Raw genomic sequence first — 19,776 nt, 5'->3', positions numbered from 1 at the left:
ATCTACATACAATATCCAAATTTTCATGAGTGTTACATCTTTTAAGCCTTTGGGGAGATTTCGGGTTCCTTCAGTGTCAACGGCAATGACCTTTTGTGGGTTAGTGATCACCGTTTTATTCTTATTAATTGCCCTATTATCACCTTTATTTTTAAATTGGGGATGGATACAAAGTCCTACGGAATTTCTGTCTAATCCTATTCATCAACCCCCTTCTCCTCAACATTGGTTCGGAACCAGTCGCTTAGGATATGATGTCTTTTCTCGGACATTATTTGGAACTCAAGTGGCTTGGCAAGTGGTTTTATTAGCCACCCTTTTGAGTGTAGGAATTGGGGTTCCTTTGGGAATGCTGAGTGGATATTTAGGGGGAAAAATAGATCGGGTTTTATTATTTTTAATGGATACGATTTATACCTTACCCGGATTATTACTTTCTATTACTTTAGCGTTTGTAGTAGGTAAAGGAGTTTTGAATGCTGCAATCGCCTTAAGTGTGGCTTATGTTCCCCAATATTATCGAGTGGTTCGTAACCATACCACGTCTGTTAAAACTGAGTTATTTATTGAAGCGGCTCAAGCTTTAGGAGCTAATACTGGGAGGATTTTAACTCGGTATTTATTTTTAAATGTTATCCAAAGTGTTCCTGTTTTATTTACATTAAATGCGGCGGATGCCATTTTAACGTTAGGGGGATTAGGATTTTTAGGTTTAGGTTTACCGGATGAAGTGCCCGAATGGGGTCATGATTTAAGAATTGCTTTAGAAGCATTACCGACCGGAATTTGGTGGACAACCTTATTCCCCGGTTTAGCATTAACTATTATGGTCGTCGGTTTATCTTTATTAGGAGAAGGATTAAACGATTTTCTCAATCCTCGCCTTCGCAATCAACGTTAACTTGTGTTGACTCTAACTACAAAGCCCCCCTGTCAAGGTTGTTAGGGGGGATTATTTGTAGCACGGATCATTGATGTCATATTAGATTAGGATTCGGTTGTTTCCTCCGAATCTTGTGTATCTAAGTTATCTGGATCAACGTAATAACAAACGGTATCATCAACACAGATCAAAGCCCAGCCTGATTCATCAATATTTTTCAGTTTGTAGGCTCCTTGTTTCACAAAAAAGCCTTTGTGATTGCGGGTTTCGGGTTTGACAAAAACTTGGCTATCCATAGTCATCTCATCTCCTGGGTTTAATGATTCAGTTTTTTGGGAACGGCTGATTATGATTGTTAATGACTGAAGTTTCCAAATCTTATCACTATTTTTTGGATTTGTTTGTTAATTTATGTAATTTTTTGTTGCGTTTTCTCAATAATTTCTCTGAGATCGTCGATTTTCAGTCATTAACAGCCATTTTTAGTTGATCCCCGGAAACCCTACTTACTCAAATATCTCTTGAGTGTCTGTGAACAATTACCTATTTTATCCGATCTGATTAACAAAAATAGGTAAATATTCTCTAACCTTCAAACAACCATTTTTGAACTTTTGTTAAGGATTTCCAATCGGGTTTACGAGTTAATCCCTCTTCAAAATTTTTGACAATTTCCTTTTGCCAATCTGCATCAACTAACACCAGTTGACTCGCGAGTTCAACGTGGGAACGCACCCCCGGTTTCCCTAACTCTAACATTGCGGTTGCTAGATTGACTCTAGCTTGGGGATCATGAGGGTTGAGTTTAACGGCTGATTTCGCGGCGTTATAAGCTGATTTGGGTTTATCGGCTAACAAATATAACCAGGCTAAACTTGTCCAAGCGTTACTATTTTTCGGGGCGCGATCGCAAATTTCTTTAAACACTGGAATCAGTGTTTCTGGATCTTCACCTGCTTGATACCGTTCATAACCGTCCTTAAATAATTCTTCAGGAGTTGCCATAAGTTGTTGTACATTCAAAAGAGCGCGATCAGTTATAAACTCATGTATTTCTACCGGGTTTATGACTGATCGCCAATTGCCAACCTTTAATTATAGCAGGAAACGGGGAGCAAACACAGAAAACGATTCATTCCCCGTAGGGGCGGGGTCTTCCCGCCCAAAATAATTTTATAAGAATAGGATGGGAGTTTGAAAACGAGCGTGTCTTCAGACCTGAGATGAAAAACGACACTTCTACAAGACAGATTACCTTGACCGATAAAAACGGGATTAGGAAACTAAAATTATTGGGTAAATGGGGTATCCATACTTACAATCTTAAAGATATCAAACGGGTGCGTTTAATTCATCTCTCTCTGGTTTTTTCACGAATACACTCGCTGTAAAAAATAACGGATATTTTAAAAATATAAACCCTCTCTCGTTACTTTGCTGCGCTTTATATTCGGTTAATATCTTTTCATTACTCACCTCTTTATCTTCTAATCCTGGGCTTACGGCTTCTTTTGATCTTAATCCCACTTTTTTATTCACTTCTTCTACTAATTCCATCTCATCTATTACGCCTGCTACTATAGTGCTACGCGCAAGGGAACAGGGAACAGTAAGAATTGAAAGGGTTTTAGAGTTTAAAAATGTCCTAACCGTCATGGGTAGCGCTATATTCCTAAATGGTCTAAATTTACGATTTCTATCGCTTCTAAAGGGTTTTTCATATTTTTATTTGTTCAGCTACTCTAATTATTATTCTACATTAAAAACGTCCGAAATGATTACACGGCAATGATTTTGGCTTTGATTTAAGCTAATTTAATTAGAAATTAAATTGGCTTAAATATTTGCGGAATGTGGGTTTGAGGGGATCTTTCAAAATTAATGCGTATTTTCACTGATGTAGTTTAACTTCAATTGTGCATCACAGCTAATTTGCAACTTTCATGTAACTTTCAGTCATTAACCCTGATGAATTAGATTAACATAATTAAGAGTTAAAACTAGCTAAAATTAAGGTTAAATCATCATCGGTTCGTTCAGTAACGCGAGGCGATCGCAAAAACCCCATTAATTGTTTTTTAGCATCCGTTTCATCCGTGATACTTTCAACAAATTTAAACAAAGGAGAAAAGAAAGGATGATGGGGTTTTCCTTCCGGCATTTTTAACGCTAACATTTGTAACCCATCGGAAAAAGCCGCTAAATATTTCGGTTGTCCTTTCCAGAGGTTAATTTGTGCTGTTTCAATCGCATTTGGAGCAATTAAAAATACTGTTTCATTCAAATATTCTCCACTGGTAGGAATCGTTAATTCCAGAATATTTCCGGTTTTATCCTCCACAACAATGGCTCCATCTCCCACTTGAGCAACGGCGACTAATTCCGGTGTTGCAATTCCTAGAATTAAAGTCGTTGCTAACTCTCGGATTTCCGTTTCTTGGGTCACAGCTTCAGCTTCAATGGCCGTTTTAGCAGCCGTTAAAGCGGCTTTGAGATAATCTTGCCAAGGCAGAATTTCAGCATCCTGAACACCCATTGTTATTTTTTCTTCCAAGGTTATCAATGCCATTTTGACCGCAAGATTTGCTCCTAAATCTGATAATTTTGATGAACCTGCGCCATCTGCTACGGCAAAAATTAACTGATGATCAGATAACCGCTTATAACCCTGAGCATCCTGACAGGGAATATTTTGTTTTTCATGGCTTTTTCCGGTAACTGATGCTGAGATCACCTGCCAAAAACCGATTGAATTCATGGTTATATTTTACATTAATTTAGGATTAAAAGCTCACCCATTCCCGATTAAGGGTTGCCTAGGTTTGATGATTTTTTCCTTAAACAGTTCCCCACCCTGGAGGCGGTAAAGCCACCTGTTCATCGATTTTAGAATGAGAAACGGTTTGCATACTTGCTGATAACCAAATAAACATTTCTCGAAAGTCTAAACCCTTCAATTTTAACGGCGTTCTTTGAACAATTTGAGCTAATCGATCTAAATTTGCTCCTTCTACACCAACAGCAAAAAATGCGACTTGTTTTTTCAATTCTTCTTCTTGAATACGTCTAGCAGCTTGTTCTGTCACCCGGTCAGCTTCTCCTTGAGGTTCACCATCAGTAATCATAAACACCCAAGGACGATAATAGGTAATGCCATTATTTCGATATTCCGATTTTCTAGCCGCAATTAAATCTAACGCTTGACTAATAGCAGTTCCCATAAAAGTTTGACCTTGTGCGGTTAAAACCGGAGGTTCAAACTGATCAGCCGTGACAAAATCTTGTACAATTTTGACTTGATTATCAAAGGAAATAATCGCCACTTCCACTCGTTTTTTAGCGAGTTCATCCCGAATTAAATCATTTCTAAAGGTCATTAGTCCATCGTTTAAGGCTTCAATGGGCACTCCTTGCATCGATGCGGAGGTATCCAACAACAGCACGCAGGGACAGCGAGGTTCAGGATTTTCTGCAAATTCAACGGCTTCTTCTAGTCTCATGATCAGGCTCAAATTTCGTTATAACTACTAGGATACTAGATAGATGAATAATTTATGATTGAGAACGGGACAACCTGTAAAATCTTATTTCCAATCTTCCCAAGATTGATTAAAAATCGACATTCCGGGGAATAAAATCGGATTGTTATTTTTTTCTAATAATCGTTGTAACTCTTCTAATAAAGGTTCACGATAAGGTAAATTATCCACTAATTCATAGGGAAAAACTTGTTTTTCTAAGCTAAAAATTGCGGTGGTTCCTGCTGCTGCACCGACTGACCATTCAAAGGAATGAACCCGATAAGCAGCGGCTGCAATATGGCTGGTGGCGATACTTTTTCCGGCGACTAATAGATTATCAATTTGTTGAGGAATGAGTGCTCTTAAAGGAATTTGAAACGGGTAAGCTTGTCCTTGTCCTCGACGTTCTCCCTCTCGTTCTGTATTCCCTGGAAGTTCCGGGGGACTGTTGGTTAAACAGGGATGAAAATCGATGGCATAATGACCTATTCCGACGGTATCAGGATAAATGGTTGCCCTAGAACGAGGTTGAATATCAGCAATGGTTTCTTGTCCTGAAAGTACAGGTAAACTATCTAACCCGCCTAAGTTTAACCACAGTAAACGATATTCTTCTGGCGTTAAATTATCTGCATACCAATCTTGACGAAAGTTATTTCGAGAAATATCAATTTCTGATACAACAAATCCGTTTTTATATCCGTAGGAAGGTCGGCCAATAATTCGCCTACCTTCTCGCATATAGGGATATTTAGATAAGCCGTGAACGGTTCCCATCGCAGAGTTTAAACCGGATAAATAGCGATAATTGGGATGTTTTTCTTTAACGCCTTCACCGAGTTGGGAGTCGGTGGTTCCTGCCACTAACCAATAGAAAAACCCTAACGCATTTTCTTCACCTTTGCGTAAAGTTTCAGTTCTTAATCCTCCTTTCCATCCTCCGGGTTGCAGTTGACCTGTTGCTTCTAATTGCCCTGGTGTTAAAATTAAATTATCTTCAGAGGTTCCCGGTCGATAATCATTCCCCCATGTCCAGTTTTGCATAGAAATATCCCCCGGATAAATCGGCCACTCACGAGGATTTGGGGAGCGTTTTTCTCTGGGTTTCATGCTATGAATTCGCCGATAAGTATACACTAAATTAAAATTAGCTAATCGGGGTAATTCATAACTATAATAAGGTGCATATTGTTCATAGAATAAAGGTTTTTGATGGGTTTGGAGGGTGCGGGTTGCTTCCATGGCAAAGGTATAGGTAAACCCTTGGGTACAATAGGGATCTCTGGTAAGACTAGATGATGTGGGTTCTTGAGGAGAACGGGGATCAATACCGAGTTGATGGGGAATATTCGTTAAGCCAATAATTTCTCCCGTTTCTGTTGCTTCAATAATATACCAATCGGCTCCTTGATCAGTTTTTCTTTTAGGTGTAAATCGAATAATTGTTTTATTAAAGCGTTGGGAATTGTTATAATGATAAGCATCCTCAATCATTTGAGATAAGGGTTCTGTATTTAATGGAGGTGTTCCGGGTACAGGTTGATGTTGAATCGCAATCGCTTCAGTAATTTGATTCCCTATAATTGTCATATCTTTAATCACCGTTGAGGGAAACCAATGTAACTTTCCTTTGCCTTTCCTTTCAGCTTTTTTAAACATTTTGGATAAAATTTCATCCCCTGCTTCTGGCATAAAACACGCTTCACTGACCCAACAAGCACCGGGGTTTAAAAGTCCATATTTATTTTGAATTCCCTCTCGTAATTCTAAATAGCCTCTAGGATATAATAATAAAGAACGTTGAGTGGGTCGTTCATCTAATGCAGAGGTTCCTTGGGCGGAAATTTGACCTCCTACCCAGTCGGTAATTTCAGTTAAACAAACGTTTTTTCCGGCGAGTAATCCTTCATAGGCTGCGGCACTTCCTGCCAGTCCTCCCCCAACAATTAATAGATCACATTCTACATTTTTATCAATTCGCGGTGGGTTGGCGACAGCAAGAGATAAACTGGGAGGAAAATAAATCAAGCTGAGGATGAAACTGATGATCAATTGAGAGGATTTTTTTACCATATTTATTTGATTCAATGATAATAGACTTTCAAGGAAGTGATTGTTATTGAATTTTCAAAAATCTGGATCTACGGAATGGATATTTTTAACATAACTTCAATTAAAACCTATAGAATATAAGATAGCACGCTGAACCGGGCGAAAATCCCTGTTTAATTTTCGGTATCAAATGCTCTGTCCCTCACCTTAATTATGATTGAACTCCTTGCGGTGTTATCAGCATCGGCGGCAGCAGGATTAAGAATTGCATTACCTTTATTGGTCATTGGTTTATTACAAACTGATTTATGGTCGCGTGTGCCTTTTTTGTCTGGATTTTCACCCCAAATTGTGATCGGGGTTCTCGTGAGTTGGTCATTATTTGAAATTTTTGCTTCTCAAAAAATACTAGGACAGCGCATTTTACAATTAATTCAATTATTATTTAGTCCCTTTGTAGGTGCTATGATGGGTTTAGCGATCGCAGAAGCAACTCACGTTGAACCCCACTTATTTTGGATTATTGCTATTGTTAGCGGTTTACTAGCGCTGGTTTTGCAATTAGTTCAAACAGGATTATTTTATCGTTTACGAGGTTTACCCATCTGGGTGATTTTAGGACAGGATATTCTCTGTGTTTTCCTGGTGATTTTTGCCTTTGATGCGCCGCAACAAGGAGGGTTAATTGCATTATTATTATTGTGGCTTGCCATTCGCATTTCCAAAGAATGGTATCGTTGGTACGCCCAACAAGGTCAACGGGGAGAACGCAACCCTCGACGTTATAAACGGGAACCGGATTGAGAGCAGGGGGAGGTAGGGGGAGAAGAGGAGGAGGGGGAGAGGAGAAAGGATGAATTCCTATGTCTTTTTCTACAGATTGGGCTCCAGACTCCGCACTCCGCACTCCACACCCCTACAGCAACCCTACGAAATGTAAAGGGCCTTGTCCGGTGATGATTTCTAATAAAATTGCCATCATTCCTAACATGGCTAACCGACCATTCCAAACTTCAGCCGTTGTTGTCAGTCCCCATTCCCAACGTTCTTGAGGATACATCTTCGTTTGTTTACCGGGATGGGCTACATCAGAGAATTTAATATTAGGAGCATCTAACGCTTCTATGACCATCTCGGCTAAATCATTAATAAATACGGGATGGGTATTTAAAGCAGGAACTCGATGAAATTTTTCAATCCCAGATTCTTCCGCGAGTTCTCGATATTCCATATCAATTTCTTCTAACGTTTCGATATGTTCTGAGACAAAACTAATGGGAACTACTACTAATTCTTTAACGCCTTGTTCGGCTAATTCAGGAATGGCTTCTTCTGTATAAGGTTTCAACCATTCCACCGGGCCAACGCGACTTTGATACGCTAAAACATGGGGGTTAGGACGATTTAACGTCTGCATAATTGCCGCTGTACAGCCTTCGATTTCATCTCGGTAGGGGTCGCCTGCTTCTTCAACATAACTCACCGGAACCCCGTGAGCACTAAAGAAAATGGGGACTTGTTCTGGGTGTTCACAATGTTCAATTTCTTGATGAATTAATTCCGCCATTGCTTTTAAGTAACCGGGGCGATTATACCAAGAGGGAATCACTGTATATTCAATTTTTTGTAAACTGGGATCTTGTTGCCAAAGTTTTTCTAAAACTCGAAAACTGGAACCACTGGTACTAATTGAAAATTGCGGATATAAAGGTAAAATAACTAATTTTTCAATTTGGTCACGTTTAATTTTAGCAATCGCTTCTTCGGTGAACGGGTTCCAATAGCGCATCCCCACATACACCCGAATATCTTGACCTTTTTCCTGTAAAGTCGCTTGTAACGCCAGAGCTTGTTCTTCTGTAATCCGCCGCAAGGGAGAACCGCCCCCAATGGCTTTATAATTTTCTTGGGATTTCTTATAACGCATTGTGGAAATCATCCAAGCCAGAGGTTTCTGCATCCAAGCAAAGGGCAAACGGATAATTTCTGGGTCTGAAAATAGATTATACAAAAAGGGGCGAACATCTTGCAGTTGCTCTGGCCCGCCCAGATTTAGCAGTAAGACTCCGACTCGTCCCATAGCGGTCACAGGTTTCCTATCCTAAGATTTATTAACTATTTTAATAATATCTTGTCCTTGTGGGTTAAGTCGATCTTTTCACTTATAAAAATTTTTCTCAATATGGCAACCATCCTCAGAAGCTTAAGTTACCGTTATCAATGGCTGTATGATACGATTTCTCGACTCGCCGCCTTGAGTGTTGGAGGAGAAAGTCGGTTTCGGGAGTTAGCGCTAACCGGGTTAACTCTCAACCCCCAAACCCAGGTTTTAGACGTATGTTGTGGAAGTGGACAAGCCACCTCGGTGTTAGTGAAATATTCTCAGAATGTTACGGGTTTGGATGCCTCGCCCCTCTCCCTCAAACGCGCCCAAAATAATGTTCCTCAAGCCCAATATGTAGAAGCGTTTGCGGAAAATATGCCTTTTGCAGATCACAGCTTTGATGTCGTTCACACCAGTGCGGCACTGCATGAGATGAACCCTGAACAATTGCAACAAATTCTCAATGAAGTTTATCGCGTTCTCAAACCGGGGGGGATTTTTACCCTGGTTGACTTTCATTCCCCAACTAATCCCCTGTTCTGGCCAGGGGTGGCGTTATTTCTCTGGTTGTTTGAAACGGAAACGGCTTGGCAACTGTTAAAAACAGATGTCCATAATTTATTATCACAAATCGGCTTTAATGTCAATCCCCCTCAACTTTATGCCGGAGGCAGTTTACAAGTGATTCAGGGGATTAAACCGGAGAAAAAAGGATTAAACAGTTAATCCTTCATGCGACGTTCTCCATAACGTAATAACATCTCAATACTTGCCAAACGATTTCCCCAACTTGATACTTGATAGGGGTGTTCTAAGGCTTGTAAACGCATAGAAGTTTGGAATTGTTTTTGGAAAGTTACTAACTTTTGTTGAGTCATTCCTAAAGTCTGTGAAGAAGGATTTTCCTCTAACTGTTTTAAGCTTTGTAGTAAATCTTCCGCTTGGGTACTCAAGGCTTGAAGTTCAGCATCTCGAATCCAAAGTTGATCATGAGATAACAGAAAACTCCATTCTCGTTTCAAGGCTAAATACCGATCATGAGCGGCTGCAAAAGGTTGACGATAAGGAATCGGCGGTTTATTTTCTGATGAATAATTTTGAGTTTTACGGAAATAGTTTTGTAAATTATTCCCTAGAGTTTCTACTGCAAAAATTGAATAACCACCTGTGGATAAATCCCGCAAGGATTGTAATTGATCAATTGCCACAATTTCAGGAAGATTCAATAACTTAATCGCAGGACTAATTAACGCTGAACCTAACCGTTGTTCCTGGGTTAAAGGCTGAGTAATGCGCTTCAAACGGTTAGTATCCATCGCATAGGTCATGGGTACAATTAAATCCACATAACCTTGTTTTGCCCAGACTTCCCAATGTTGTTGAATTTTCATGATCCGTTCCTGTTCAGGATGGGCAAATACAGCAACGGATAAAATCACATTCGGTTTTTGTTGCTTTAAAAATTGCGACACTTCAGCGACAAATGAGGTAACTTGATTGGCTTTAAATTGTGTCCATTGATTCCATAATTGACTATTTTTCGGAGTAATATTAACCGGGTCAACTCCGGTTAATTGTTGAAATTGTTCCCGTCCAGCTTTGCCATAACCATAGGTGTAACTTCCCGATGGATCTTGAAACGGATAACGAATATAATCTAACTGCAACCCATCCACCTTATAGGTAGTTACAATTTCATTAATTAAACGCAGGAGATAGGCTCTGGCTTCTCGGTTAGCCGGATCAAGATAAACTTTGCGATCGCGAGGATTTCTTAACTGTCCATAATTATTAATATTCACCCAATCAGGATGGGCTTCTATTACCGGACTTAAAAAACTACTCGGTTGTCCTAAAATTTCATTATGGCGGTCATTTCCTACGGCAAACGTCCACATCCAGGCGTGTAATTCCATCCCCCGTTCATGGGCTAATTTTACGGCCGATTCTAACGGGTTCCAGCCCCGAATTAAGGGGTTTTGTTGCGGCGCAATGCGGCTGGGATAAATCGGATAACCCGCATTAATAGTTTCAAAATAAACCGTATTAATTCCGGCGGAAGCTAAGCGATCAAAAACTTGAGCTAGACCCGCTTCTCCTGCGGCTTTAACAATGGTTCCTCGGTCTAACCAAACGGCTCGAATTTCCGCTCCTAACCGTTCTCCTTCCGTCGGATAATGTTGCCATAATTGTTGCCGAATTTCTAACCATTGACGACGAGCTTCCGCCCAATTTTGATGGGCAACTAATTCAGGAAAATCCTTAATAACTTGTCGAGCTTTTGTAATAATGGCATCAGATTCTTTAAAATTAGAACCCGCTAAACTTCCTCCTGTTCCAGCCATTAATTGAGTTGAAGCAACCTGTAAATTAATCGGAACATTTCCCGAATTAGAAGCAATTAAAGCATTTTCAAAACGTCCCAATAAATCCATCAATTCCTGACGCATGGCAATGGCGGTTAATTCCTCAATGGGTTCATTTCCGGGTTGTACCACTAACCCCGCAGGAGCCGTTTGTTCAGAAGGGTCAAGCAAACTGCTGGGGACTGGGGGAGTATTCGGTAACGTGCGAGTCGCGGTGACGGTGGGGGGTGGGGGTGTTATTGAACGGGGAGGGGAAGGAGGTACCTGGGGAACAACGGGAGGAGTCACCGGACGGGGGGACGCAACGGCTTGTATCGTTGGTGTAGGGGGTTGGGGCGAAGGTGTGGGGTTCAAAGCAGGAACAGGAACACTGGCCGGGGGAGTCGTCGGCGTTACCGCTAAACCATGACGACTGACGGCGGCTTGTAACCAAGCAATATCTACATCCGTTGAAGATGGAGTTCCCCAGCGCCAGCCTAAATAGGTGGCTTTTTGGGTAGTAATGACGGCTGGAGAACTGCCGCTGGCTTCCCAAATTCCGGCGGTATAACTTTCTAAGGTCGTTGGGATAAGTACCCCTCCGGCTACGGGGGTGGGGTTTTGTTGGGTTGGCCCCCAAGTAGTGAGGGACGGACAGATGGGATCTCGACTGCGACAGCGATTTTTAACGGCTTGGGGTAGACCGGGAACGGTGAGGGGAAAAGCCCAATAGGAACCTAAAATTGAGCGCAACAGTTGACGAACTAACGGGGTAGACTGTTCTCCAACCGGGCCACTGGCAATGACCTGTCCTCCTTGTTTGGCCCATTCTTGCAAAATTTTGGCTTGTTCGGTTTTAATAACGGTTAGATTGGGTAAGAATAATATCCGAATTCCTTGCAAATCGGCAACGCTTTTAATGGTGTTTAAATCTAAGGTTTGATAGAGAATTCTACTGGCTTTTAAGCGTTGTTCAATATGATTCCATTCACTAAGTTGTTCTGTGTCTCGAATCACCCCTAACGTTACATTAGCTTGACTGATGGCGGTTAGCGGAATGAATAATTGTAAAATTGTGCTGGCAAGAGTTCCAAGGATAATTTGTTTAAAAAAGGTTTGCGCTGGCCGTTGAACCATTGGTTTTTATTAATTTTAATAGTGATCAAATCAATTGAAGTGCGTTATCATACATTAACAGAATTGTCAAGCCCATTTATCCAGGCTTAACTTGAGATTCTGCCCAATTTTCTCTGATTCCAATTTCACACCCCTAAAATTGGAAGAGTTTTATACAAATCTTTATTATTTTACAAGTTTCTGTGATCAGATTTGCGAGAAACCGGGTTTCTGTCCTAACTTTTGCTAGAAATCAAAAGATAACCCAAGAAACCCGGTTTCTGAACCTCAGCAGCGTAGGGAGAAACCCGGTTTCTGTCCTAACTTTTGCTAGAAACCCGAAAGATAACCCAAGAAACCCGGTTTCTGAACCTCAGCAGCGTAGGGAGAAACCCGGTTTCTGTCCTAACTTTTGCTAGAAATCGAAAGATAACCCAAGAAACCCGGTTTCTGAACCTCAGCAGCGTAGGGAGAAACCCGGTTTCTGTCCTAACTTTTGCTAGAAACCCGAAAGATAACCCAAGAAACCCGGTTTCTGAGAATTAACGCCCGATTTTTGCCCCCTGAGTATCTAGTTGTAGAACCTTAACCTCTGGGTTAACCCCGACTTGTTGCCAAGCTTGGGTCATCGCTTCCGCCACCTGAGAAGCGGATGTTTCATCCGTTAACGCCAATAATGTTGGGCCAGCACCACTAATGACTAATTCGCAAGCACCCGCCTGTAACGCCGCCGCCCGAACTTGATCAAAACCTCGAATTAACGATTTCCGATAGGGTTGGTGAATTTTATCTTGTAGCGCAACCCTTAACCATTTCGGGTTTCCCGTTTCTAAACCTCGAATGAGTAGTCCGAGATGAGCCGTGTTAAAAATCGCATCGGCGCGACTGTAGGTTGGGGGTAAAACACGCCGAGCTTCTGCGGTTGATAACTCAAAATCAGGAATTGCCAAAACAGGTACAATCTTAGAATTCCAAGGAATATCGCAAATTTCCCACCCGGTGCCCGTTTCTCCCTTGGATACCGATAACTGACAATTTCCTAATAACGCAGGAACTACATTGTCTGGGTGTCCTTCCATTTCAACCGCCAGTTGCAGGATATCCTGTGAACTTAAGGGATGTCCAGCTAAGGCATTCGCACCCACCAGTCCCCCAACAATAGCTGTAGCGGAACTTCCTAAACCTCTGGCTAGAGGAACGCCTAAATGAATCTGCATTTCAACTGGGGGAGGCGTTTGACCGAGATGCTGATAGACCTTAACAAAAGCTTGATAAGCTAAGTTACTTTCATCTGTTTGCACTCCAGCCGCTTCTGTACCTTGGACGGTAATTTTAAGGGTTTCATCCGAGGCGGTTTCCAGGTGGGAAAATTGTAGGGTATTGTATAAGGTGAGAGCCGCTCCGATACAATCAAATCCAGGCCCTAAGTTGGCGGTGGTTGCGGGAACGGTGACAGTAACAGTGTTAGGCATTTTATCGCTCTAAGATAACAAACAGCCAATTTGTGATCTTAGCCGACAATGGCTCCCCATCATTAGAAATTAGCTATTTTCTGGCGGCTGATCCGAAGATTTCCCAATGCCTAAGCTTTTTTTCGATGAGCGTAATTTTTTCCAAAGTTGTTTAATTTGTTGATAAGCTTCCTCTGAGGTTACTTTTCCATTAGTCTCTAATCCACAGATATAGTTAACTCGCTGGGCAAATTCCTGCAAGTTGGAATTGAAAACCAACTTCTCTGGCGTAAATTCTCCGTGGTAGCGACTGCGGGGAAAGAGGAAATCATCACGTTCTGACATGGCTATCTCCCAAACAATAGGACTGTGGGGTTGAGATGGACGGACAAAGACCAATTGACCACCACTGAGATCATGAAAACGGTTAAGGGCTGATTAATATTCTAATTCTAATGCTCAAAATCCTGATCCTACCTAGCATAGCTTAACCCTGAATGAATTCTCAGGTTTCATTTTAGCGAAATCCGATTCAACCTTGAATTTCAGGAAACTTAAAAATTAAAGCCTAGTGCTTCATCAGCTAGGCTTCTGGGATAACCCACGAAACCCATTCTTGTCTCAACCGTTAACTTTCAACCGTATGACCAACGGAGGCGATCGCTTGTTTAATCTCTGTTTCTGAAGGTTGACCCTGAATATTAACCGTTTTTGTGTCTAAATTAATCTGCACATCAGCCTCAGCATCCAAGGATTTAATTGCCTTTGTCACCGTATTAGCACAGGCTTGACACACCATCGAAGGAACTTTGATTTCAACAGCCATAATTCAGATATTGATAAACGATTCTGATCTTTATTATTACAGTAGAGACGTTTAATCAAACATCTCTACTTCGTAATATTAAACGAATGCCATCACGGAAGATTCAACTTGAAGTATTTCTCGCCCAACAGCCACCGCAACGGGACGTAAACGATTGACTAATTCTGCCATATCTTCTAAAGATAAGGCTTGTCTAGCATCAGAAACAGATTTTTCGGGTTCAGGATGACATTCAATCATTAATCCATCCGCCCCACAAGCAATGGCCGCTTTTGCTAAGGGTTCGACTAATTCTCGTTTTCCCACCGCATGAGAGGGATCAACAATTATGGGTAAATGGGTTAATTGTTTGAGCGCAACAACAGCCCCTAAATCTAAGACATTGCGGGTGAAATGATCGAAACTGCGAATACCCCGTTCACATAAAATAACGTTAGGGTTGCCATGACTTAAAATATATTCAGCCGCCATTACAAATTCTTCTATTGTTGCTGCTAAACCTCGTTTTAATAAAATCGGTTTACCCGCTTTTCCTAACGCTTTTAATAATTCAAAATTCTGCATATTGCGGCTACCAATTTGGAGCATATCCGCATAAGTTACAACAGATTCAATTTGTTCAATAGACATTACCTCGGTCACAACAGGAATATAATGGCGTTGACTAATACCCTTTAAAATTTGAAGTCCTTCCAAAGCTAAACCTTGGAAGGAGTAAGGAGAGGTTCTGGGTTTGAAGACTCCGCCTCGCAACATTTGTACAGAAGTATGGGCGAGATGGCGGGCGACTTGTTCCATTTGTTCTAAACTTTCCACCGCACAGGGGCCACCAATGATTAATAAATCTTGACCTCCGACAGTTACGGTATCGGAAATCTTGATAACAGTTTGATGTTCAGGATGGGTTTTAGAAACAAGTTTAGCGTCTAACATGGGAATTCTCCTTGGAAACGGTAAGCATTTAAAAAGCCCGAAACTGGTTTGAAGTTCCGGGCTTGGCGTTTGTGAAAACAGCAGCAAACTTTACCCAGAACTGATTCGGGGCCAAAAATAAAAGCCATAAAAGTAAGATTGAGTAAAGATTGTCATTGCTGTTTTACTGTAAAAATCCGAAGGTTGACCATTAAAAAACCGCAGCCTTTGTTTCTGCGGTTCACTAGGGAGTTTCCATACACCAATGGATTCACTCTCTGTGAACCGTGCTACACCAAAAATAAAAGTAATAGCAATTCCGAATGGGCATGGGTGTTTTAATTAAACTTATATATTCGTTTCTACGAACCTAGCACAGCGATCGCTTAATGTCAAGAACAGGGCAGGGGGAGCAGGGGAGGCAGGGTAGGGGCGGGGTAATCTCGCCCTTAGCAGTCAACAGTTAACCTCCTTTCAAATTGTTAAAATCCATTAAGATAAAAGAAGAACAAGATTGTTTCAGAAGCTAAGAGTAACCTTCCATGACATCACAAGTTTTAGTTGAAAAGAAAAAGTTAGAAAAACCGCCCTTTGAAATCCATTATTTAGGCGATCGCGCCTTGAGAACGCCTGCCAAACGAGTGTCCCGCGTTGATGATGAAATTCGCAAACTGGTGCGGGAGATGTTACAAACCATGTACAGTGCCGATGGTATTGGTTTAGCCGCGCCTCAAGTGGCGGTGAATAAACAGGTGATTGTGATTGACTGCGAACCGGATAATGCTGCCAACCCACCTTTAGTATTAATTAATCCCACGATTATTAAAAGCAGTACAGAAATTTCACCTTTTCAAGAAGGTTGTTTAAGTATTCCGGGGGTGTATATGGATGTGACTCGCCCGGAAGTGGTGGAAGTGTCATTTAAAGATGAAAATGGCAGACCTCGAACCCTACGCGCGACGGAATTATTATCTCGTGCGATTCAACATGAAATGGATCATTTAAACGGGGTTTTATTTGTGGATCGAGTGGAGAATCAATTGGCTTTAAATGAAGAGTTAGCCAAACATAAATTCTCACCCAAAGCTGTTAAACCCGTTAAATAATCTAGGAAATTAAACATGGTTGGTACTCCAAAAAGCATGGTTTTGTTATTAGGGTCTTGTATCGCTGCGATCGCGGCTGTGGGTTCGGTTTTTGAACTTTCTTCGGGAGTTCCACAACTGGGAAGTTTAACCACCAGTATTATTTTAGCCTTGAGTATTCCGTTAGGTGTGTTTCTATTTTTTGCCGCCGTTAAAGATGCTCAAATGAATCAAGAATAACTTCGTAGTTGTGTTTTAGCACCTCCTAAGAATGGGCGGGAAAACCCCGCCCCTACAAGCGATATTTTATCTACAGTTTTTCTAATCAATTTCTGAAAATAGTTTCATTTTTTAAAAGATTGTCAGGGAATTTTGATATTTGAGTGAAAATCTTTCTCAAGTAGTTGACGAAATTATAGGGGTTCTGGTACAGTTAAGGAAATACCCTCCAAGGGGTTATCATGTCTATCGGTAAAAATGAAGGCTAAAACCCTGATTCTCTCGTCAAATATTTGGATTTCCTGACTCAATTTCGATTCAACGATGACTAATTTTGAGGAGGGTCAAGAAGAAGGGACTTGACAAAAATCATATTTTGTGTTTAAAGCCAAAAAGCGATCGCGATTTCCTAAAAACCGAGTTTCTGAACCTCTTTTATGGCAATCTATTAGTCAATAGGAGACACAATTCTGATCACGATATTGACAGAAATCTATTATTAACCATGCAAACTTTACCTGTTCCAACTCAAACTTCTGGCAGTCAAACCTTTGACACCGTAATTCATCGTCGCCAAACCCGTCCCGTGCAGGTGGGAACCGTGACCATTGGGGGAGGTCATCCGGTTGTTGTGCAATCGATGATTAATGAAGATACGATGGATATTGATGGGGCGACGGCGGCGGTACGTCGTTTGCATGAAATCGGGTGTGAAATTGTGCGGGTGACGGTTCCGAGTGTGGGTCATGCCACCGCCGTTGGTAAAATTAAACAGAAATTAGCCGAAACCTATCAACCCGTTCCCTTAGTGGCGGATGTTCATCATAATGGTATGAAAATCGCCCTGGAAGTAGCAAAATATGTGGATAAAGTGCGAATTAATCCAGGGTTATATGTATTTGAAAAACCCAAAAGCGATCGCACCGAATATACCCAAGCCGAATTTGATGAAATTGGCGATAAAATTAGACAAACCTTAGAACCTTTAGTGGTGTCTTTGCGAGATCAAGGAAAAGCCATGCGAATTGGGGTGAATCATGGTTCCTTAGCCGAACGAATGTTATTTACCTATGGCGATACCCCAGAAGGTATGGTGGAATCAGCGTTAGAATTTATTAGAATTTGTGAATCTTTGGATTTTCAAAATATTGTGATTTCCCTCAAAGCGTCACGGGTTCCGGTGATGGTGGCGGCGAACCGTTTAATGGTGAAACGGATGGATGAATTAGGTATGAATTATCCGTTACATTTAGGGGTGACAGAAGCTGGAGATGGAGAGTATGGTCGGATTAAATCAACGGCTGGAATTGGGACTTTATTAGCCGAAGGAATTGGAGATACCATTCGGGTTTCTTTAACCGAAGCGCCAGAAAAAGAAATCCCGGTTTGTTATAGTATTCTGCAAGCATTAGGACTGCGGAAAACGATGGTGGAATATGTCGCTTGTCCGTCCTGCGGTCGCACGTTATTTAACTTAGAAGAAGTCTTACATCAAGTTCGTGAAGCGACAAAACATTTAACCGGGTTAGATATTGCGGTGATGGGATGTATTGTCAATGGCCCCGGAGAAATGGCCGATGCGGACTATGGTTATGTCGGTAGACAACCGGGCTTTATTTCCCTGTATCGCGGTCGTGAGGAAATTAAAAAAGTTCCTGAAACCCAAGGGGTAGAAGAATTAATTAATCTGATTAAAGCTGACGGTCGTTGGGTTGACCCTTAAACAGAAGGGGAGAACAGTGATAGGGTGCGGGTATGGTAGTTACACGCACTCCTGATGTCAATCCTCAACACCCGAAACCCGAAACCTATGCTAAATTGGGCGTATTGATATTGAAATTTATATTTTCTGGTTCAGCAAACAGATGGTTATTTCAAGAAGTGGGCTTGTTCTTGGCGCAACGGCGGTGATGTTAACGGCTGTGGCAGTTGCGGGAGCGGGAATTCATCTTTCAAGTCAAGCATCCTTTCGGGAAAGTCCCAAGGAATTAATTGACGAAGTATGGCAGGTGATCCATAAAAGTTATGTGGATGGAACTTTTAACCAAGTGGACTGGACGGCGGTGCGGACTGAATATTTAAACCGTAACTACACCAGCGATGAACAAGCCTACACTGCCATTCGGGAAATGCTGAAGAAACTGGATGACCCCTATACTCGCTTCATGAACCCCGAAGAATTCAAAAATATGCAAATTGATACTTCTGGGGAATTAACCGGGGTTGGCATTCAATTAACCCAAGATGAAGAAACGAAAAAATTAGTTGTAATTTCTCCCATTGAAGGATCTCCCGCCTTTACCGCAGGAGTTCAAGCCCAAGATATTATTACCGAAATTGATGGTCGCACAACGGAGGGAATGGATATTAATGAAGCGGTGAGTTTAATTCGCGGGCCAGTGGGAACAAAAGTTAATATTAAAATATTACGGGGAGATAAACCGTTAGATTTTAATATTACTCGCGATCGCATTGAAATTCATCCAGTTCGTGCCTCTAAAAATCCCAGTTCGGCGGGGGAAATTGGTTATATTCGCTTAAATACTTTTAGTGCGAATGCGGCGGAAGAAATGCGGGAAGCAATTCAGGATTTAGAGAAACAAAATGTAGCGGGTTATATCCTTGATGTGCGTTCCAATCCGGGGGGATTGCTTTATTCTAGCATTGAAATTGCCCGGATGTGGTTAAATCAAGGTGATATTGTTTCCACCGTTGATCGTCAAGGAGAAACCGACCGTCAAAAGGCAAATAATCGCGCGTTAACTAATAAACCGTTAGTGGTTTTAGTGGATGGCGGTTCAGCAAGTGCGAGTGAAATTTTATCCGGTGCTTTACAAGATAATAAACGGGCGGTTTTAGTCGGAACAAAAACCTTTGGGAAGGGGTTAGTTCAATCTGTGCGAGGGGTAGGAAATGGTTCAGGTTTAGCCGTAACTATTGCGAAATATTTTACCCCCAGTGGTCGAGATATTAACCATGAAGGCATTCAACCGGATGTTAAAGTTGAACTCACTGAAGAACAACGGGATGAGTTAAGAAAAGATCGAACAAAAGTGGGAACAACGGCTGATCCTCAATATGTTAAAGGGTTAGAAATTCTGACAGGAGAAATTGCTAAAGCCAAACAAGGAACCCAAGCTCAATCTAAATAATTAGAAACCAGAATATAGGGGCGGGAATACTCGCCCCTGATGCTTCAGGAGTTCGTAAAATTGTCAGAATCATGATAACATTTCCTGTGAAAATTTTGAGAAAGGTGTGC

Annotated in this window: 19 protein-coding genes; 7 read left to right on the top strand and 12 right to left on the bottom strand. The window is 41.4% G+C overall.

All coding sequences use genetic code 11. The features are described 5' to 3' along the window. Nucleotides 1-25 precede the first annotated feature (25 nt). Entirely contained in the window at nt 26-901 is an 876-nt protein-coding gene (locus ACKPEB_RS06160; RefSeq protein ID WP_408963958.1) for an ABC transporter permease, read from the top strand. Nucleotides 902-987: 86 nt separating this feature from the next. Here the strand turns inward: ACKPEB_RS06160 and ACKPEB_RS06155 are convergent, their stop codons facing one another. The 6 genes from ACKPEB_RS06155 to ACKPEB_RS06130 form a co-directional block, all read right to left on the bottom strand. Then, the gene (locus tag ACKPEB_RS06155; protein WP_408963957.1) at nt 988-1,185 is read right to left on the bottom strand and encodes a hypothetical protein; all 198 of its coding nucleotides are present in this window, start codon (nt 1,183-1,185) and stop codon (nt 988-990) included. Between the two features lie 283 nt (nt 1,186-1,468). Further along, a complete protein-coding gene (locus tag ACKPEB_RS06150) occupies nt 1,469-1,888 on the bottom strand; it encodes a tetratricopeptide repeat protein (RefSeq protein WP_408963967.1) in 420 nt (139 codons plus the stop codon). A gap of 327 nt (nt 1,889-2,215) precedes the next feature. Further along, the gene (locus ACKPEB_RS06145; protein ID WP_408963971.1) at nt 2,216-2,539 is read right to left on the bottom strand and encodes a hypothetical protein; all 324 of its coding nucleotides are present in this window, start codon (nt 2,537-2,539) and stop codon (nt 2,216-2,218) included. 331 nt (nt 2,540-2,870) lie between these two features. Continuing rightward, a complete protein-coding gene (locus tag ACKPEB_RS06140; RefSeq protein WP_408963956.1) occupies nt 2,871-3,641 on the bottom strand; it encodes a PP2C family serine/threonine-protein phosphatase in 771 nt (256 codons plus the stop codon). A 79-nt stretch (nt 3,642-3,720) separates the two neighbouring features. Beyond that, on the bottom strand, nt 3,721-4,383 hold the full coding sequence (locus tag ACKPEB_RS06135) for a vWA domain-containing protein (RefSeq protein ID WP_408963955.1): 663 nt from the start codon (nt 4,381-4,383) through the stop codon (nt 3,721-3,723). A gap of 84 nt (nt 4,384-4,467) precedes the next feature. After that, complete coding sequence (locus tag ACKPEB_RS06130) at nt 4,468-6,477, bottom strand: FAD-dependent oxidoreductase (protein WP_408963954.1); 2,010 nt, start codon at nt 6,475-6,477, stop codon at nt 4,468-4,470. A gap of 192 nt (nt 6,478-6,669) precedes the next feature. On the opposite strand from ACKPEB_RS06130, the gene ACKPEB_RS06125 reads away from it, so the two are divergent. After that, entirely contained in the window at nt 6,670-7,260 is a 591-nt protein-coding gene (locus ACKPEB_RS06125) for a DUF4126 domain-containing protein (RefSeq protein WP_408963953.1), read from the top strand. Between the two features lie 112 nt (nt 7,261-7,372). Here the strand turns inward: ACKPEB_RS06125 and hemH are convergent, their stop codons facing one another. Beyond that, nucleotides 7,373-8,536, bottom strand: coding sequence for a ferrochelatase (gene hemH / locus ACKPEB_RS06120; protein WP_408963966.1), 1,164 nt, complete (start codon nt 8,534-8,536; stop codon nt 7,373-7,375). A 102-nt stretch (nt 8,537-8,638) separates the two neighbouring features. Between hemH and ACKPEB_RS06115 the strand changes: the two genes are divergently transcribed. After that, nucleotides 8,639-9,286: a class I SAM-dependent methyltransferase gene (locus ACKPEB_RS06115; RefSeq protein ID WP_408963952.1), complete on the top strand. Its 648-nt coding sequence runs from the start codon at nt 8,639-8,641 to the stop codon at nt 9,284-9,286. Here the strand turns inward: ACKPEB_RS06115 and ACKPEB_RS06110 are convergent. The 5 genes from ACKPEB_RS06110 to aroF all read right to left on the bottom strand — a co-directional run bounded on the left by ACKPEB_RS06110 (nt 9,283) and on the right by aroF (nt 15,231). Continuing rightward, nucleotides 9,283-12,042 (bottom strand): family 10 glycosylhydrolase, encoded by a 2,760-nt coding sequence (locus tag ACKPEB_RS06110; protein ID WP_408963951.1) that lies wholly within the window; start codon nt 12,040-12,042, stop codon nt 9,283-9,285. The two genes, ACKPEB_RS06115 and ACKPEB_RS06110, sit on opposite strands and share 4 nt — an antisense overlap. A gap of 521 nt (nt 12,043-12,563) precedes the next feature. Beyond that, entirely contained in the window at nt 12,564-13,493 is a 930-nt protein-coding gene (thrB, locus tag ACKPEB_RS06105) for a homoserine kinase (RefSeq protein ID WP_408963950.1), read from the bottom strand. A gap of 69 nt (nt 13,494-13,562) precedes the next feature. After that, a complete protein-coding gene (locus ACKPEB_RS06100) occupies nt 13,563-13,817 on the bottom strand; it encodes a hypothetical protein (RefSeq protein WP_408963949.1) in 255 nt (84 codons plus the stop codon). A 283-nt stretch (nt 13,818-14,100) separates the two neighbouring features. Beyond that, nucleotides 14,101-14,298 carry a heavy-metal-associated domain-containing protein gene (locus ACKPEB_RS06095; protein WP_408963948.1) on the bottom strand — a complete coding sequence of 66 codons (198 nt, stop codon included), beginning with the start codon at nt 14,296-14,298 and terminating at the stop codon, nt 14,101-14,103. Between the two features lie 78 nt (nt 14,299-14,376). After that, complete coding sequence (gene aroF, locus ACKPEB_RS06090; protein ID WP_408963947.1) at nt 14,377-15,231, bottom strand: 3-deoxy-7-phosphoheptulonate synthase; 855 nt, start codon at nt 15,229-15,231, stop codon at nt 14,377-14,379. Between the two features lie 521 nt (nt 15,232-15,752). Here aroF and def point away from each other — a divergent pair. The 4 genes from def (at nt 15,753) to ctpC (ending at nt 19,666) form a co-directional block, all read left to right on the top strand. Beyond that, nucleotides 15,753-16,316 carry a peptide deformylase gene (gene def, locus ACKPEB_RS06085; protein ID WP_408963946.1) on the top strand — a complete coding sequence of 188 codons (564 nt, stop codon included), beginning with the start codon at nt 15,753-15,755 and terminating at the stop codon, nt 16,314-16,316. A 15-nt stretch (nt 16,317-16,331) separates the two neighbouring features. Then, nucleotides 16,332-16,535: a hypothetical protein gene (locus ACKPEB_RS06080; RefSeq protein WP_193867600.1), complete on the top strand. Its 204-nt coding sequence runs from the start codon at nt 16,332-16,334 to the stop codon at nt 16,533-16,535. 484 nt (nt 16,536-17,019) lie between these two features. Continuing rightward, the gene (gene ispG / locus ACKPEB_RS06075) at nt 17,020-18,237 is read left to right on the top strand and encodes a (E)-4-hydroxy-3-methylbut-2-enyl-diphosphate synthase (RefSeq protein WP_408963945.1); all 1,218 of its coding nucleotides are present in this window, start codon (nt 17,020-17,022) and stop codon (nt 18,235-18,237) included. 142 nt (nt 18,238-18,379) lie between these two features. Continuing rightward, nucleotides 18,380-19,666, top strand: coding sequence for a carboxyl-terminal processing protease CtpC (gene ctpC, locus ACKPEB_RS06070; RefSeq protein WP_408963944.1), 1,287 nt, complete (start codon nt 18,380-18,382; stop codon nt 19,664-19,666). Nucleotides 19,667-19,776: the final 110 nt, after the last annotated feature.

Source organism: Planktothrix sp. (assembly GCF_046067725.1).
Taxonomy (GTDB): Bacteria; Cyanobacteriota; Cyanobacteriia; order Cyanobacteriales; family Microcoleaceae; genus Planktothrix.
The sequence above is the reverse complement of the archived record's forward strand: the minus strand, read 5'-3'. Positions and strand labels throughout refer to the sequence as shown.